Origin of the sequence: Bythopirellula polymerisocia (assembly GCF_007860015.1) — a bacterium.
In the GTDB taxonomy this organism is placed as follows: Bacteria; Planctomycetota; Planctomycetia; order Pirellulales; family Lacipirellulaceae; genus Bythopirellula; species Bythopirellula polymerisocia.
Map to the genome: position 1 here is coordinate 650,130 of NZ_SJPS01000004.1, position 17,629 is coordinate 667,758.

Annotated in this window: 10 protein-coding genes; 2 read left to right on the top strand and 8 right to left on the bottom strand. The window is 49.8% G+C overall.

Annotated elements, in window-relative coordinates:
* Position 1: 1 nt before the first annotated feature.
* From Pla144_RS15460 to Pla144_RS15495, 8 genes are all read right to left on the bottom strand, one after another.
* Positions 2-1,993 carry a metallophosphoesterase gene (locus tag Pla144_RS15460; protein ID WP_146451570.1) on the bottom strand — a complete coding sequence of 664 codons (1,992 nt, stop codon included), beginning with the start codon at positions 1,991-1,993 and terminating at the stop codon, positions 2-4.
* A gap of 122 nt (positions 1,994-2,115) precedes the next feature.
* The gene (locus Pla144_RS15465; protein WP_146451571.1) at positions 2,116-3,003 is read right to left on the bottom strand and encodes a PEP-CTERM sorting domain-containing protein; all 888 of its coding nucleotides are present in this window, start codon (positions 3,001-3,003) and stop codon (positions 2,116-2,118) included.
* A gap of 322 nt (positions 3,004-3,325) precedes the next feature.
* The gene (locus Pla144_RS15470) at positions 3,326-4,504 is read right to left on the bottom strand and encodes a hypothetical protein (protein ID WP_146451572.1); all 1,179 of its coding nucleotides are present in this window, start codon (positions 4,502-4,504) and stop codon (positions 3,326-3,328) included.
* An 80-nt stretch (positions 4,505-4,584) separates the two neighbouring features.
* Entirely contained in the window at positions 4,585-5,025 is a 441-nt protein-coding gene (locus Pla144_RS15475; protein ID WP_197530720.1) for a carboxypeptidase-like regulatory domain-containing protein, read from the bottom strand.
* A 95-nt stretch (positions 5,026-5,120) separates the two neighbouring features.
* Positions 5,121-6,158, bottom strand: a complete 1,038-nt coding sequence (locus tag Pla144_RS15480; protein WP_197530740.1) for a DUF1559 domain-containing protein — start codon at positions 6,156-6,158, stop codon at positions 5,121-5,123.
* A 396-nt stretch (positions 6,159-6,554) separates the two neighbouring features.
* Positions 6,555-7,766: an AP protein gene (locus Pla144_RS15485; protein WP_146451575.1), complete on the bottom strand. Its 1,212-nt coding sequence runs from the start codon at positions 7,764-7,766 to the stop codon at positions 6,555-6,557.
* A 134-nt stretch (positions 7,767-7,900) separates the two neighbouring features.
* Positions 7,901-9,496 (bottom strand): MFS transporter, encoded by a 1,596-nt coding sequence (locus tag Pla144_RS15490; RefSeq protein ID WP_146451576.1) that lies wholly within the window; start codon positions 9,494-9,496, stop codon positions 7,901-7,903.
* 81 nt (positions 9,497-9,577) lie between these two features.
* Positions 9,578-10,762, bottom strand: coding sequence for a XylR family transcriptional regulator (locus Pla144_RS15495; protein ID WP_231936382.1), 1,185 nt, complete (start codon positions 10,760-10,762; stop codon positions 9,578-9,580).
* 219 nt (positions 10,763-10,981) lie between these two features.
* Between Pla144_RS15495 and Pla144_RS15500 the strand changes: the two genes are divergently transcribed.
* Both Pla144_RS15500 and Pla144_RS15505 read left to right on the top strand, forming a co-directional pair.
* Positions 10,982-12,184 carry a Gfo/Idh/MocA family protein gene (locus tag Pla144_RS15500; protein ID WP_146451577.1) on the top strand — a complete coding sequence of 401 codons (1,203 nt, stop codon included), beginning with the start codon at positions 10,982-10,984 and terminating at the stop codon, positions 12,182-12,184.
* A gap of 49 nt (positions 12,185-12,233) precedes the next feature.
* The gene (locus Pla144_RS15505; protein ID WP_146451578.1) at positions 12,234-17,495 is read left to right on the top strand and encodes a PVC-type heme-binding CxxCH protein; all 5,262 of its coding nucleotides are present in this window, start codon (positions 12,234-12,236) and stop codon (positions 17,493-17,495) included.
* The last annotated feature ends 134 nt before the right edge of the window (positions 17,496-17,629 follow it).

Here is a 17,629-nt window from a genome sequence, read left to right on the forward strand (position 1 = left end):
CTTATTTCACGCGCCGAGACCAGACGCCCATTAAACTTGCAAAACCCGCCAGCATTAAAAGTGTCGAGGATTCGGGTACCATAGTCGTACCTGTGGCAAGTAATGATGCCGCTAAGCCATAGTTTGTATCCCAAGCAAGCAAGTCCTCGGCGCTGAGTTCATTGGGTGAACCGCCGCGCTGCCAGACGAGAAAGTCATTGCCGTCGACGTCACCGTCTTCGTCGAAGTCGCCTGCGATGGGTTGAGAAATAGGAGACAACTCAATAGTAAAGAACTCGTCTGAAGCATAACTCCATTGGTCTAAGTACGGCGAGTAAGACTTAACCGTTACTGTATGCCCGTCCGCTGAAAACTCCAAGAAACGGATCCAACCTTCTCCACCGGTGGTTCTGTTCTGCTGGTCCACCAATAACTGATAAACATCGTTTCCGTTGTCTGCCTGCTCCAGTTGGTAAGGGAAACCATCCAACTCGTCGAACTGGTGGCCCGTGATCACCAGTGGCATGTTTTCACGACCTTTGACCAGCTTGTCCCAGAGTTCCTTGCCATCATTTGCCCCCGTGGCCCAGCCATAGGAATGAGGATTGTAGATGGATTCGGTATGATTAACCTCGCCATCGCGGATTTGGTCATAAGTCGGACTCATAGGATCATTGGGGTCCACATGCGAAGCATCAAACCAACGGCCTCCATCGAACATGTAGGCATGAGTAAGAAGAATCGCCCGATGATCCGGATGCGAATCGAGAACTGCATTGGCCCAATTAATGACTTCATCACGAGGCCCAAATTCCAAGGCCATGATAATCGTTTTCTCACCATTGGCCTCAAAAGTGTGAAATGTGTTTAGCATGCTGTTTGGTTCGGCCGGATAGTTGCCACCGAGTGTGGATTGATTCGCATAGGGCGAACCGCTGCCAAATCGGTTGGCCTGGTTGAATTGTGTGACGTTGCGATTGTTGGCATAGTCATGATTTCCCGGTGCAATGGCATAAGGAACCTGGGCATTGTCGAGGGTGCTCATCGCAGCGGCGGCATTATTCCACTGGGTAGTGTCATCGAAATTAACCACATCCCCCACGTGGAGCACCATTTGAATGTTCCGACTACTGGCATTGTCTGCCAACCACTGGGTTTGCAGGGAATAAATGTCGGGACGGAACTGACTGTAGTTCTGAGTATCACCTAAAATCGCGATCGAGTAGGAACCGGGCGAAACCGTCGCAGGATCGGTTGCAAAAACTTGCCCCGCGACTCCTGTTCCCTGCGCGTTGGCTCCACCAAGCTGCAGAATTTCTCCCGAGCTCATGGCCCGATCCAAATAGCGGTAGCTGCTCACGTAGCCTGGGGCAGTATCATTGCTCTCATCAGCAAAAAGATGAAACGTCGGATCCAGTGCGAAACGGCTGCTGCTGGCATCTTGTTCGCCAACATAACCTCCATTGATATACTTGTGCCAAGTGCCTGTTGAATCTCGGGTGACGGCAATACGATTCCATTCGTCGGGGCGAATCGCACCGTGATACTGCCCACTAATTCCAATTCCCCCCCAAGGGACGTTACGCACAAAAAGGTCGCCATCGTTGCCGTTTGTAACACTTGTCTGCATCAACGAACGCCACTGAATATCGCTCGACTCAGGATACAAGACATCCCAAACCATAGTGTATTCCTGCACGAGAGGAGAACCCCCGTGCGTAACGGTGTAGCCTTGGCTCGGTGTGGCGGCTGGGAATGCCATTACTTGCTCGCTACCCGAGCTGCCGTAGATTGATGGTAGCCCCAAAGCACCTGTAGTTCCGAAGCTTGTAAAGGTCGCTGTGTCACCTCGATAGCTGAGTAAGCTGCTTCCAACAGAAGTACTGAGATCTCCTTCGAAGTTCCAAATCGAATCGATTCCGTCGGCTGATTTGGAATTACAGAGCAGTATCGTCAGAAGGGATATCGACAGGAACAGCCGAACATCAGAAATTCGTAGAATTGCCTCGTTCATGCGACACCTCGTAAGAAAAGGCACATAGCCATGTGCTTGCTTTCAGATTCAGGATAAGAAAATACGGTGGTTCCCTCGCGGAAAACCACCGTACGTTCGCAGGCTTCCATAAGTTAAGTCGACTAGCTTCTGCGGCGAACCGCCAGCAAGCCAGTCAGTCCCATTCCGAATAGAATCATTGAAGACGGTTCTGGAACCGGATCTGCAAAGACCAGCGGAGTTGGAAATGGGTTAGCAACTTGATCTGCAGCGTAGCCTCCCATTGCGGCAACTTCCTGAGTGGTCAGGGCATGATCCCATACCATACCTGTTCCCAAAAGTCCCCATCCGTCTTCGAAATTATTATCAGTCAAAAAATGAAACTGCGAACCAAGAGACCATCGACCGTCGATAGGTTGGCCAGCACCATCAAGAAAGAGGACTCCATCAACGTAGGCCCTGAAGAAATTGCCGTTGTCGACAGACAGGACTATTCTGTGCCATAGAAACGGGTCATAAGATGCTGCAGAATAACCCGGCTCACCATTCCCTGCGTTACCGACACCAATTTGGTTGTTAGGGTTTGTCCACAGGTCGCCATCATTGGCGTTGGGAGAGCCAGCAGTTTGATACAGGCTGTTGTAATTCCCGTTTCCGTTGCTTGTTTGTTTATAATCCCAGAGAATTGTATATTCATTGACGAAGCTGCCACCGCCGTTGGGAGCAATGCCATGAGTTGCCGTAAAGGTGTCAAAACTCCTGCTCTGAGCGACACCGCTGTCCTGGTAAAGGAAGGGAGAAGAATCCGTCCCAATCTGAATTGATGGTGCCGTAAAATAGCTGCCGTTATTGGCGTTGCTGTTTACCAAGTCTGTGCCAATAGTCGCGGCCATTGTCGCCCTGCCCGTATTGGGATCTTGGGTTTGGAATCGCCAAAGTCCGGTCACTCCACTGGGTACATTCACTACAGCAGAAGCCACGTTGGCTAATGCCAACCAACACAACGCTAGCAACATAGATTTCTTATTCATGAGCGTTTCTCCTAAAAAAAGTTGTGCGCCGAACAAAAACTACTCCCAATGAGAAGTGTCGGCTACAAATACCAAGGTGCCTATTCTCGAAACTCGGAAATGCAAAATCGAACGAGTCAAAAGTACAACGAAAAGCTAACCAAATTAAGTGAGAGGTGGTAACACCTTCATTCACTATCACCATTATTATTTAACACTCGTTGTCTACACATGCAAATTTGCAGTCTATTTTCTGTGTTTTTTCACAAATGTAGTCGCGAGTCCCAAGCCTAAGTTAGTGTGTAACGAGCGTTGGAGATCATAACAAATCCGGCCCGAACACTTATCGACGCGTTACCAAGCCACAAGCGGCCGCAGCTAACAGAAGTATCATTGCGGTAGGCTCCGGAACGGCCACAGTAGCAAATAAAGGCGAGGATCCATACTGGTCTTGCCATATAGTGAGATCTGCCCCGTTGACGCTCCCATCATTGTTGGCGTCACCCTGCGATAGAGTCGTCCCAATCCCATAACCTCTTTGCCAGGTTAGGAAATCAGCTCCATCAACATCTCCGTCTCCGTCGAAATCGGCATTCATTATCCCCACATCGGGTAATACATCGAAAGAAAAACCCGCGATACCTGCACCCGTCCCGCTTCCGGTGTTGGGGGCTGCTGTTGCCGCGAAAACGAACGAGTCGCCTTCTTGAGCATTGGTGATATCAAAGAAGTGCATATCGACAAACCGATCTTTTAAGGTACCTGATAGAATACCCGTTTGAACGGGTGATCCTACTGGCACAGGAGTCGCCCCCGAATTGTCAAACTGCTGGAGAAAGACTTCTTTCGGAGCAAATCTATCTGCATCCATGCCACCTGTCATAACGCCGACGCGGAAGGCCGATGGAGTGTCAGGGCCAACGGTAAATCCCCATCTTCCCGTGGGAGTGTTTTCAGGGAGATTGCCCAAAATGTCCGTTCCGTCCAAGTAACCCATTTTGACCCAAGGATTTTGCCCCGTGTTATTCCCTTGTGCAGCCTGAGGATAATTTGTTCCATCGAAAGACCACTGTCGCGTGCCATCATGCATTAGCACGGGATCATCGATAAGCGAGTACGCATAGCCACCCGCCATCCGAGTAGACAGAATCTGCGAATCCGAAATCCAGCTAGGAAGATCGATGAGGTTGGGAAAGAGCGGATCACTTCCATCGGTTGCAATAAATGCATCGCCAGGAACCAGATTTGCGTTGGGATACGTAAAAGTAGTGGCAAATAATGCATATCCAGCTTTGCCGTAGAAATTATCTGGATAGGCACCACTGCCCGTCGCATAGATATTTGCAGCAGTTGATGTTCTCCATGGGACAGTGACATAAGGTAGACCACCCCCAGGAAATAGACCCGCTAAATTGGCTTGCGATCCAACGAATTGTAAACTTACCCCGAAACAAGAACTCACTGCGGGGGCAATGCACAACGTGCACGCTGCCAAAGATAATCTCATTTGTTGCTGATTCATCGTCTATTCCTCAAATAAATGGAATTGCTGAAAAGTTTCACAATCACTGCAACGAAGCAATGACCGGCCAACCTACGATTTTACTCTGAAATAAGCTCAAAATCCTGTTGAAGGTATTCAACTGGATCGATCTGTACCTTAAGACTCGAACCTGTATTGAATTGTGGAGGTATGTATTGTTCCATTATATCTAGGGATGCCCCTTGGCTAGCTTCCGTAAATGCGTCAGGTTTGGCCTTCTTTCCGGTGGCCCGATTACCAGTGATTCGCACCAAGTATTCTCCGGGAACTAATCCAAATTCCGCTGGAATGGAGTACGTACCATCGACAATAATTCCAAACTCCATTTTTCCGCTTTCCCCCTGAACAGGTTCAAATGATACTTGTCCATCCTCAACCGGTTCTCCATCTAAACTAACGACCCCCGAAACCGCCGTTTTTTCTGCTTGCTTACTACATCCAGCTAATGTTGCCACCCACATGAAAAGTACAAGTAGGGATAGGTATGTCCGTAATTCCATAATATGCGTTGTATCCAGCAGCTACGAACTCTTACTCTTCAATTCATATTAAAAGCGCACGTTTTGCAATCTGAGAGGCCGTCAGAATTTGGACCCTAGTTCTGCAAACCTAGTGCCTCACCGTTAGCCATGGTTGAGATCGCTCTCCAGACATCGATGGAAACCTCATCATTCACAAACTCGACATGCCCGTCGCAGAAAGCCACATGGACTCCTCCAGGATGCGTGCTGCGGGCAGGTTGCGTCCATGGTCCTCTGGCGGCACTCCTCGATTCCGAGCATGGTGCCGACGGGTTAAGAATGCCCAGTTTGTCATCTCCGCCTGATTGATCAGCACACCATTCCAAAAGGTCTTGTGACCGAGCATTGGGCGAAAACTCATGGGAGTAAACACAACTTCCCAAAAACAGGACTCCTCGAGAGTCTTCGCCCGGATATTGGCGACATTCCCCAAGCATTACAGTATTGCTTAGACCATCCGTGATCTGGCTGAGTTTCGTACCTTTGTTTTCTTGGCCCCAGACCTTCCCGAAGGGACCCTGTTTGTCAATTCCAAGAGTAGCTTGCACGTCAATATCGCGGCGAAACTCGTACAGAGTCTTGGAAGTTCTTTGCCACCATTGCCACCAGCCTTGATTAGCCAGGTAGTTGCCATGAGCGAAGCATTCGGACGCTCCTGTATGGATGCCACGCGCCTGATCTGAAGGGCACTGGAAGACATCGAGTTGCGTATAGCTCCATGGAGCAGCATTAGGGCAAGTTCGCCCTGCAAGCTCCCAGGGTCGATAGGCAGGGATCGTAAAGTCAATTTGCCCAAACATACTCGCTTGCTCTAGGTAGGGGAGAATATAAGAGGCCCATGTATGGAAACAATCCACAGTGTCAGAGGGGCCACCGTCAACCGAAGTGAACCCTGCGGGCAAGCGACTAAAACTGCTTTCGTGATTCAAGCACGCCAATCCAAGTTGCTTCAAGTTGTTTTGGCACGTATTACGACGAGCAGCCTCACGTGCAGCCTGAACGGCTGGCAACAGCAGCGCCACAAGGACACCGATTATCGCGATCACCACCAATAGCTCGACCAGGGTAAAACCCCTGATGCTGTCTGACGCATCCTTAGGTGGCCGTTTCATGATTGCCTGTCTTCTCAATCTTTTCATTCCCTTAAAGCCTCAGCCTTCCCCGCACTGACGTGCTGGCTCATTGAGCTCTTACAGGGGAATCCCGCCTAAAAAACTCTGTTACCCGTGATGTATGCCTAGAACAATCAAGTACTTGAACTAATTGAAGAGTTACTGGAATGTGCCATTCATCATGAGGAATTTAGTAGGCAATTAGAAGAATAAGAAACTCCACTAGTGCCTACTCCTTCAATTCTTGATGCATACTCCGTTTTCGTCAATTGAATAATGCCAACGTAATACTGTGATAATTTACACGCCACCGCGAGCGCAAAACGAAGCATATGCTGTGAGGAGCCCTTTCTCTGCTAGATAACCAGTGAAAGGATTTGACCCGAAGTTGCCGTGTTATTCGGCAGAAGAAGTTGGGGGGCGATTTGCAGCCGAGAGTATCGCAGCTGGCAGAGAAGGAGCGATTCTGGGGTCCGCAACGGAATAATCGTATCCCAGCAGTGCTGCTACAGTGGTAGCTACCTGTCCTTGCGATAGTCTGCAACCACTTTGAATTCCGGTAGCAGGTGTGTCTGGTCCTAGAACGGCAATCCAGATTTGCTCTGATCCAGGTAGATCCGCACTATGATTCTTCCACCCTTCACGCCCATGGCCTCGCCCGTGGTCGACGGTTATTACAAGCGAGGTTCGTCCGCGATAGATTGGCGAGCTTTGAGCATAGTCCCACAACTCGCGCAAATAGCCATCACAACGGCGTGCAGAATCTAGGTACAGGTCGTAACGCCCCGAATGACACCAATCGTCGGGTTCATCCATTGAAATGTATAGTATTCGGGGATGCTGAGACTGTAAGTATTCCATCGCGCCCAAAAAAGTCAGATTGTCAAACCGTGCATATTCCCACAAGTGAGGCGTTTCACGTACGGATTGATTGATGAATTTGCGACGATCCGGATTCACGATGTGATCAAACTCTTGCCAGCCCGCATTCACATAGATCTTGCTTCGCTCGGCATTGATTATGTACGGAATGGCATCCCAAGATGCGAATGCGGCGATCTTGCCAGTCAACTCGGGCTTCTCATTGAGCCACTCAAGCACGGTCTTGTTTTTGTTGTTAATCTTGTCATTCGAGTTGATCGAGTCGTCAGGAAATCCGCACAGGAGTTCTTGATAGCCCGGGTAGGAGAAATACTTGCCGTTCTCAACCAAAACATGGCAGTCGTCCATTGCCGACCCATATATCTGCCCTTCCTTTGCTAGAACCTCCCAAATAAACGGCATTAATAGTTTTCGTCTTACCAGCGGATTCTCATGCCAAAAGGAGTTTAGAACTCTTTTCGGGTTGTAAACACCCCCAATATCTTTGTCGATGAGTCGATTGTCCGCACCCGTAAATAGCTCTTCAGGGCGCATGCCATCGATCGTGACAAGGAAAACATTCTGGGTGGACAATTCTTCAGCCGGGCAACTGCTTTCTAACATGCCATCGCAATGCGGTAAGCATAATAGCGTGGCTAGAAAGCACCACAATCGGAGTGAACGTACCAATGGTGGTTTTGCAATATGCGAACCGTCATCCATATTCTCAATGATTAAACCACTCATTCCAATTCTCTAATCATAGTTTCGTTCGATCAGTATGGCTTACAAAGGTCACAATTTGCAGCCACAATCAAAGCAACAAATGTCTCGTTCTATTCACAAGAGAATTCGTTTTGAGGCGGACGTGAGCGCGTGCATCAAGCTTCCCCAGGGCCTTGAATGCCACCGGTAAACTTCTCATCGATTGCGGCATGTCCCGTCAAAACCTCAGCACGATAACCACCTCGGGACTTAAAATACAAAACCAAGACGAGGTAACAACCGCACATGATCATTGGAAGAATTGCGATTTTGGCCAGGGCCTTTTGCTTGGTTTGACCTTCCAAGGCAATTATCTTCTTCTGGGTCTCCTCCGGTAGAGTAGAAACCTTTGCGCCATCGATTGCTTGATATTCGAAGAAGAGCCCCTGCTGATCCTTAGCGATCTCAGAATGAACTTCCGGCATGGCCAGCATTACCGCAGAATTGACCGTCTGATCTTGTAGAGTGCCAATGGCCGGACCGCCAAGAGTTCCAATCGAAATCATGCCTATTCCGCTGATCGCATTGATTAAGAGTGCTCCCCCCTTGGGGTACTGTTCAGAAACGACCCCGAGCGTAGTCGGCCAGAAGAATGTTTTTCCCACGCCATACAGTGTTGCAGCAGCGAACAGCATGCCGGCGGCAGTTCCGGCGTTGCCAAGCCAATAAAGACCAATCGCCGCAAGCGCAGAGCAACTTGCCAATAAGCCTAAGGGCGAAATTCGATGCACAATTGGGCCAGCGAAAAACCGAAGCACGAACATGATCGCCGAAGTGTAGATCAGAAACAATGTCCCTTTGATGGGATCATTCAACACGGTTCCCATTATATTTTGAATCCAGCCATCAGTTCCCAGTTCGGTTGTTGCCAGTAGGAACATGATTAGCATAAGAAAGACAAACATGGGTCGGCCGAAACTACGAATAAATGCCGCGAAGATCAGAGTGGGAGGCACAGCCCAGAGCAATGCCATCTTTGGCGACACGGGAGCGTATCCGAAAACGGTGATTAGTTGGCTAACGCCCATAACGATCAAGAATGAAACAATATAGGCACTTCCGGCACCGAACTCTTCGAGCATTGTTCGATAGCTAACACCTGCCTCAACACGCTCCTGCTGAGGAAATTCCATACCTCTTAAGAGAAATCCGTATAACAAGATTGGCAGCAACAGAATCCCAAGTTGCCACTGCCACAATTCACCGGGCAAGGTAGCACCGAGCTTATTCCCGACTGTTAGCACTAGAATCGACAGCACACCTCCCAATACAAGCCCACCTGGCCAGCCGGCATGCAAAATATTGAGCCAGTGAGTCTTGTTCTCCCGATGAATCGTGGCAACCACTGGATTAATCACAGCCTCGACAGCTCCGTTGGCAAGCGCGTAGATAAAAGTAGCAACATACAGCGTGCGAAAATCTTTGGCCATGATTGTAAGTATCACCGAAGCAAGATGTCCGACGAATGCGAAAACTAATATTCTTCCATAGCCAATGCGATCGACTACAAGACTAAGCAGGATGATAGAAATGGCAAATGGAAATAGCCCTACGCCTATTAAGGTGCCAATCTGCTCTTCGGTGAGATCAAAAGACTGCTGCCAGCTATCAATGACCTGCGGTGAGTTGCGGACTGCAAATCCAAAAGCGGTGGCAACAAGTGCCACGAAACAGCCCAAGAAAAGCCTTTTTTGATTATTTTCCGAGGACATCGTGTTGATCTCTCTATCTGGTGTGGAAGTGAGAAGTAATTGAATGTTTGATTGAAGGCAGAACAGAAAGTTAAGTGGCTTCTAATTTCGACGAGACAAGCGGTTTTTCTTGCGATAGTTTCTCGGTGTCGTCTCCATGTAATTCTTAAACGCGACGGAAAAGTAATCCGGATTGGCAAATCCAGATCGACTGGTAATTTCAGCTAATGAAAGATCAGTTTCGCGCAGTAACCGGCAGGCTCGTTCCATTCGGATGCGAATGATCTCCGCATGCGGAGTTCGGCGCACTAGTTTCTGAAAACGATGTTCCAACATCCTACGGGAGAGGGGTACAGCTTTAAGAACGTCGGCAACGCTAATTCCCTTACAGGCGTTTTCTCGAATAAAGCGGAGTGCCGAGACGATGTCAATATCGTCGAGCGCATAAACATCGCTCGACTGGCGCTCAGCGATTCCCGAAGGAGGGACGAGTATACATTCTTCGGACTCACCAGACTCTTGCATCAATTGATCCAATAGTTGAGCAGCCTGGTAGCCAGTACGATGCGTATCAGGAATTACGCTTGAGAGCGGCGGCGTGCAAAGACGACATAGCCTAACGTCGTTATCAACACCGATGACTGCCATTTGCTCTGGCACAGCAATTTCAAGCTCTCGGCATACATCGAGTAGTTGTTGTCCTGTGAAATCGTAACAAGCCATTACTCCGATGGGTTTGGGTAGATTCTGCACCCATTTCTTTAAGCGGCGGCGCTCTGCGTTCCAAGAATATCCGTTGTTGAATCGGCTCTTGCCTTCAAAAACAAAAAACTCGCAACCTTCCTCGGTGGCCATCTCAGTAAAATGTTGTTGACGCCATTGCGACCAGTTGAATTGTGGTTCTCCACAAAAAGCAAGCTTCTCGAATCCTCGTTCGATCAAATGCTGTGCTGCTAGTCTGGCAATCTCGCGATCGTCAGTCTCCACCCAGGGAATGTTCTTAACCAAACGGGCAGCACTTACGTCTACAACCGGCAGATGAGTTCGACGAACTACAGTTGCGATTGCATCGGTCTCGATGCGAGCAATAATGCCATCCCCCTTCCAATTCTTGATCCACAAAGGGGGTTGTGCACCGCGTCCTTGCTCCCCAACGTATATCGACCAGGGATCATGTTCACGCTGATACGCGATGATCCCGTCGAGCAATCCACGTGCATAAGCGTTCGACGTCTCAATCAACAAAGCAACGGATTTTCGGTTTTGAAGAGTCTTGCTATGATTCACATGGCATCCACGAAAAGGAGTTGCGAAATGATTCGGCTGCCACACGGGCATGTAATAAATCACAGGTGTTATGCGCTTTTCTCCATACTACATTAGCCTCCCCGTGATAAAATAAAAGAGTCAAATAGTATTTATCATTGCAGGATTTTTCTGCTCAGTTAAGAATTGCTGATAGCCTCAGCAATGCAGCCCCTCTCTTGCGCGGAGATATACAACGAAATGAAAGAGACACGTCCCTTAAACGCTGCTCTCGTAGGTCTAGGCTTCGGCGCAGAGTTCATTCCCATCTACCAGAAATATCTAGATGTAAATCTAGCAGCAATCTGTCGTCGCAATGAAGCAGAGGTCAATAAGATAGGTGACGCCTTCGGCATAGCCAGGCGTTATACCAGTTTCGAGGAGGTGCTCGCCGATTCAGATATAGACTTTGTTCATATCAATAGCCCTATCGGCCAACATGGCAAAATGAGTATCGCTGCACTTAAGGCAGGCAAGCATGTGATGTGTACCGTGCCAATGGCCACAAAGATAAAGGAGTGCGAGGAGATTTGCCAACTCGTGGCCGATACGGGACTCAAATATATGATGGCAGAAACCGTGGTATATAGTCGCGAGTTTCTTTTCATCAAAGAAATGTATGATCAAGGTGATTTTGGCAAAATTCAGTATCTTCAGGCTTCGCATCCCCAGGACATGGACGGCTGGCCTGCATACTGGGAGCACATGGTACCGATGCATTACGCCACTCATGTGGTCAGTCCTGTCTTGGGATTGATGGATAGTCGTGCTGAGTGTGTTTCTTGCTTCGGTTCGGGGAGTGTGCGTGACGATATCCGCGAGAAAAGTGGTAGTCCATTTGCGGTTGAGTCTTGCCACATCAAATTAGCTGACAGTGATGTTTCTGCCCACGTTTGGCGATTTCTCTACGACACGGCTCGCCAATATCGTGAAAGCTTTGACGTTTATGGCTCGAAGAAATCTTTCGAATGGTCGCTCGTCGAAGGCGAACCACATATTCTTCACACTGCCAAACGCCCTGAAAATGAAATCGCCGAGCGAATCGAAATCCCCGATTTTGCCCATCGCCTGCCCGAAGAAATTCGGCCCTTCACGCGTTCGATAGTCGATGCCGATCATCTATCGTTCTTGCAAGGTTCGGGGCATGGTGGCTCTCATCCTCACTTAGTTCATGAATTTGTCGATTCTTTGTTGTCCGATCGTGATCCATGGCCGGATGCGACCACAAGTGCCAACTGGACTTGCGTTGGCATATTGGCGCATGAATCGGCTATGCTTGGTGGTGAAATTCGGAGTCTCCCGGAGTTCACTCGAGCAGGCTACACGCGTGTCGATGCTATTGAGCGGGATGTTCGCCCTCCAATTCACGCACGCCAGGCTGCATCCACGAGTCAGCCCACATAGTAATAATAAACGATTTTCGACAGCGAATTAGTGAGATATCTATTCAGCCATGGCTGTTTCTAAGAAAACGCTGTTTCTATTCTTGATCTTGTTCTCAATGCCTTCACTGGCGAGCGCTGAGACAGCTGAAAACCTCCCTTCGTATAAAAGACACCAATTGACGGATCAGTTCCTGTCTGAAGGTGCAACCGCTGTTGATCTCAATGGTGACGGTCACCTCGATATTGTATCGGGCCCCTATTGGTACGCAGGTCCTGAATTCATGGATCGCTTTGAGTACTACCCTCTCAAAGCTTTCGACATCGCAGGTTATTCCGATAATTTCTTGGCATTTCACTACGACTTCAATAGCGATGGTTGGAGCGACGTCTTGGTAGTTGGTTTCCCGGGTGCTGAAACATGTTGGTATGAAAACCCTCAAAATAAGCCCGGCCACTGGCGTCGACATGTGGTCCTGCAGATCACCGACAACGAGTCCCCAACTTTCACGGATGTTACCGGTGACGGTATCCCGGAATTAGTCTGCATGTCCGGAGGTCAGATCGGTTACGCGGAAATCCCTAGCAACGATCAGTCCCAGCCATGGCACTTTCGCGCTGTCTCACCGGAACGAGGCTATGAACGATTTACTCACGGCCTGGGTGTCGGTGATGTCAACGGCGATGGTCGAATGGATTTACTTGAAAAGAGCGGTTGGTGGGAACAACCAAACGAGCAAAACGTCGAAAAATGGACTTTCCATGAAGTCCCGTTCTCTGAACAAGGTGGTTCTCAGATGTTCGCCTACGACTTCGATGGTGACGGAGACAACGACGTAGTCACCTCGTTGGCAGCTCATGCTTATGGCCTGTCATGGTTTGAAAACATTGGCAAAGGAGAGTCCGGTGACATTGAATTCCAAGAACACAAGATCATGGGTGAACGTCCCGATGAATACGACTTCGGAGTTGCGTTCTCACAGCTTCACGCGATAGCCCTGGCCGACATTGATGGCGATGGTGACCAAGATATTGTCACTGGCAAGCGATTCTGGGCTCATGGTGGACACGACCCTGGAGGTCGTGATCCTGCTGTGCTGTACTGGTTTGAGACGGTACGCGGCGAAGGTGCGATAAAGTTTGTCCCCCACCGGATCGATCCTAATTCGGGCGTCGGCACACAGGTATTTGTGAGCGATATCTCGGGTGACGAACTCCCCGACATAGTTGTGGGAAATAAGAAAGGCACCTTTGTCTTTACCCAAACATCTGCCAAAAGTGAAGAGAATGTCAGCGGTATCTCAGCCGCATCTGATGCTGAGACTGGCCTCAAAAATCAGCCAGATCATGCACATAAAAGAGAGGCCGAAGGCGAGATTCTCGCCACTGCAGACGATGGTCGCGTTCTAAATCTTGATTTTGAAACGGGTGATCTCCAAGATTGGACTGCCGAGGGCAATGCTTTCCAAAGTCAGCCCGTCAAAGGTGACACTGTTCACATACGGCGTCCCGAACTTGTTAGCGGCCATAGCGGCAATTTTTGGGTGGGCACTTACGAAGTGGGGGGCGACAATGTTCAGGGCTCCTTGTCCTCAGTCCCTTTTACAGTGACCCATCCTTACGCCAGCTTCCTCATCGGTGGGGGCGGAGGAAAGGCGTTAGGAGTGCAAGTCGTACGCGCCTCTGACGACAAAGTGATTCATCACGAAAGTGGCTACAATGCGGAAGAACTGCGTCCAGTTGTAGTCGATCTGAATGAATTTCAAGGCGAGAAGATTTACCTTCGCATTCTCGATCACGGAGTTGTCGGTTGGGGTCACGTAAATTTTGACCACTTCCGGTTCCATGACCAGCAGCCTGAATTCCCTAAAGTAGCTGAGGGGGATCCCAAGCCCGACGTCTACCCCTACGCTGGGCTTCCTGGTGCAGAAGCCGTAGCGGTTATGAAGTTGCCCGAAGGTTTTAAGGCGCAACTTTTTGCCTCAGAGCCCGAAGTAAGACAGCCGATCGCAATGGCCATCGACGATCGTGGCCGCATCTGGATTGCCGAAGCCTATGAATATCCTATTCGGGCTCCAGAGGGAAAAGGCCGTGACCGCATCCTGATCTTTGAAGATACCGATGGTGATGGCAAGTCCGATAAGAGGACAGTATTCGCCGAGGGGTTAAATCTGGTTAGCGGAATCGAGTTGGGATTCGGCGGGGTGTGGGTTGGTGCAGCCCCCTACCTGATGTTCATCCCTGACCGAGATGGCGATGATCGCCCTGATGGCGAGCCGGAAATACTACTGGATGGATGGGCCTATCAGGACACGCACGAAACACTTAATACGTTTATTTGGGGACCAGACGGTTGGCTTTATGGCTGCCATGGCGTGTTCACACATTCACGTGTCGGGAAGCCTGGCACTCCCGATGACCAACGAGTCCCGCTAAACGCCGCCATTTGGCGTTACCATCCCACGAGGCATGAGTTTGAAGTCTTTTCTGAGGGAACGAGTAATCCCTGGGGAGTCGATTTCGACGACCACGGCCAAGCCTTTTGCACAGCATGCGTGATTCCTCATTTATTCCACATGATTCAAGGTGGCCGTTACCAACGACAGGCAGGACAGCATTTTAATCCATACATCTACGGTGACATTCAAACCATCGCCGATCACCGTCACTATTTGGGTGACAATCCGCATGGCGGCAACGGAAACTCAGATGATGCCGGAGGCGGCCACGCACACGCAGGTGCCATGATTTACTTGGGAGACTCCTGGCCTGAAAAATACCGCGGCCGCATCTTCATGAACAACATTCACGGCCAGCGGATCAATACCGACATCCTTAAGCCTGAAGGCTCTGGTTTTGTTGGCTCACATGGGCCGGACTTTCTGCTCACTGGTGACATCGCCTCACAGATACTCAACCTGCGCTACGGACCGGACGGCCAGGCGTTCGTTATCGACTGGTATGACACGAATGCTTGTCATCATAACACAGTCGAAGGCCACGATCGCAGTAACGGCCGGATTTACAAAATCGCCTATGGCGATGATAAGTACGCGCCTATAGATTTAGCCGATCGAACCGACCTGGAATTAGCGGAGTTGGTACTCAAAAAGAACGATTGGTATGTTCGCCATGGACGGCGCCTCATGCAAGAGCGACATGCTGCCAAAGGGGTGTCCAAGCCAGCCCGCGACCGGCTCTCTGAAATTGCCACATCAAACCCTGACGCGACGCGTAGGTTACGGGCTATGTGGGCGTTGCACGTTACCGGGGGGATCACTGGCGATCTGCTTTCGAGTTCGATAATCGATAAGGACGAACATGTCCGAGCGTGGACTATACAGTTGGTGCTGGAGGAGAACTCTCCGGAATTAAAAGCCGAGCTACTGCCAGAGATGGCTCGGATGGCCCAAGATGACCCATCGCCTGTCGTGCGACTCTACATTGCCTCAGCCCTCCAAGACCGCGTGCCCCTTGAGTCTCGCTGGTCAATCCTGGAATCCTTGCTCGCACATTCCTTGGACGCGAACGACCACAATCTCCCACTCATGTATTGGTATGCTGCCGAACCTCTTGCCAAAGTTGATCCAGCACGAGCCTTTGCACTTGGACTTTCTTGCGGTAAGACGATTCCACTTGTGCGGAAATTCATGATCCAGCGCATAGCAAGCGGCGGCTCGCAAGCGGCATTGGTATTACTGCTCGATCGAATTATCGAGTCGGAAGACCAGGAAGAACATGCGGAAATTATCCGCGGCATTCGCGAGGCACTCCAAGGGCGTCGGCAAGTAGCGCCTCCACAGAATTGGCCCGCCGCATTTGCAAAACTGCGCAGCAGTGACAATGAAGACTTGCTTTCGCAAGCACTTGCTCTCGGGGTAACATTCGGTGATCAAGAGGCGATGAACGCATTTCGCGTAATCGTTGGCGACCCCAAGGCGAGTCTTGGAGATCGACGCCAGGCGCTTGATGCGTTGTTGCGAGCAAAAGATTTGAAACTCCCGCAGGTGCTTCTTGCCAGCCTCTCTGAGCCGGCCCTTCGAGAGTCAGCTCTTCTTGGTCTTGCTTTGTACGATGACCCGTCCGTTCCGAAATCTGTACTAGATATTTATGATGAGCTAAGCCCATCAGAAAAGCGCGCTGCACTTGCAACACTCTGTTCCCGTACAGCATACGGCCTTGAGTTGCTCAAAGCCATCCAGGCTAAACAAGTTCCGACTGCAGACGTCCCGGCTGACCTAATTCGTCAACTTCAGAACCTTAAGAATTCCGAACTCGATTCCTTGCTCGCCAATACCTGGGGGCAGGTCCGCAGCACCCCGGAGGACAAAGCAAAACTTATCGCCGAATTGTGCTCTCTCGTTGCCAATCCCCCCTCGGCGCCCGACCCTGAGATGGGCCGAGCTATATTTGCAAAGACTTGCCAGCAGTGTCACACGCTCTACGGCGTTGGTGCACAAATTGGGCCCGACCTCACTGGGTCGAACCGCTCTGACTTAGACTACTTACTGACGAACATTGTTGATCCTAGTTCAGTTATCACAAAAGACTATCAACAAACAATTGTTCTCACGGATGACGGGTTAGTCGTTTCTGGTCTCGTAAAGGCCGAAGATGACAACTCGGTGACTATTCAGACCACAACCAACGTCGTGGTGATCCCTAAAAACGAAATCGAAGATCGCTATTTGAGCGAACAATCGATGATGCCTGACGACCAATTGAAGCAATTTTCGCCTTCGGAGATTGTTTCGCTGCTCACTTATCTGGCTGCCCGGGAACAGGTCCCTGTTCTTGCCACCGAGGAAAATCAAGAGTTATTCTTTAATGGAAAAGACTTATCTGGTTGGTCTGGCGATGAGCGATTATGGTCAGTCGAGAGCAGTGAGATCGTAGGTCGCAGCACAGGACTGGAAAAAAATGCATTCTTGTTTAGCGAAATGTCAGTCGACAATTTTGAGCTGACGTTTGAAGTAAAGTTGATCGACGATGAAGGAAATAGCGGCGTACAATTCCGTAGTCAAGCAATGCAAGACGGCGAAGCAAGAGGTTATCAAGCCGACATTGGTCCTGGCTGGTGGGGCAAACTGTACGAAGAAAACGGCCGTGAAGTGCTATGGGGAGAATCTCGCGACGATTTTGTCAAAAAAGGAGACTGGAATCAGTACCGGATCGTTGCCAATGGTGGCCATATTCAAACATGGATCAATGATAAACCTTGTGTGGATTTAAACGATCCCTCTGGTGCCCGCCGAGGAGTGATCGCTTTGCAACTCCACTCCGGTGGTCCTATGGAAGTCCGATTCCGTAAGATTCGTCTTAAGGTTCTCTGATCGATCATAGCTGGAAGGTGTTTTGACCGCACGATTCAAGCTGTTTGATCACCTATAGATTTTTTCAACCGCTATTCACACGGATTTCGCAAGGTTCATCGAAGAGTCGGCACAAGCAGATACATATTCGCTGC

What these genes read in the sequence shown, in the direction of transcription:
- Pla144_RS15505 (WP_146451578.1), top strand. Translation starts at nt 12,234, where the DNA reads ATGGCTGTTTCTAAGAAAACGCTGTTTCTATTCTTGATCTTGTTCTCA.
- Pla144_RS15470 (WP_146451572.1), bottom strand. Translation starts at nt 4,504, where the DNA reads ATGAATCAGCAACAAATGAGATTATCTTTGGCAGCGTGCACGTTGTGC.
- Pla144_RS15485 (WP_146451575.1), bottom strand. Translation starts at nt 7,766, where the DNA reads ATGAGTGGTTTAATCATTGAGAATATGGATGACGGTTCGCATATTGCA.
- Pla144_RS15460 (WP_146451570.1), bottom strand. Translation starts at nt 1,993, where the DNA reads ATGAACGAGGCAATTCTACGAATTTCTGATGTTCGGCTGTTCCTGTCG.
- Pla144_RS15490 (WP_146451576.1), bottom strand. Translation starts at nt 9,496, where the DNA reads ATGTCCTCGGAAAATAATCAAAAAAGGCTTTTCTTGGGCTGTTTCGTG.
- Pla144_RS15480 (WP_197530740.1), bottom strand. Translation starts at nt 6,158, where the DNA reads ATGAAACGGCCACCTAAGGATGCGTCAGACAGCATCAGGGGTTTTACC.
- Pla144_RS15500 (WP_146451577.1), top strand. Translation starts at nt 10,982, where the DNA reads ATGAAAGAGACACGTCCCTTAAACGCTGCTCTCGTAGGTCTAGGCTTC.
- Pla144_RS15475 (WP_197530720.1), bottom strand. Translation starts at nt 5,025, where the DNA reads ATGGAATTACGGACATACCTATCCCTACTTGTACTTTTCATGTGGGTG.
- Pla144_RS15465 (WP_146451571.1), bottom strand. Translation starts at nt 3,003, where the DNA reads ATGAATAAGAAATCTATGTTGCTAGCGTTGTGTTGGTTGGCATTAGCC.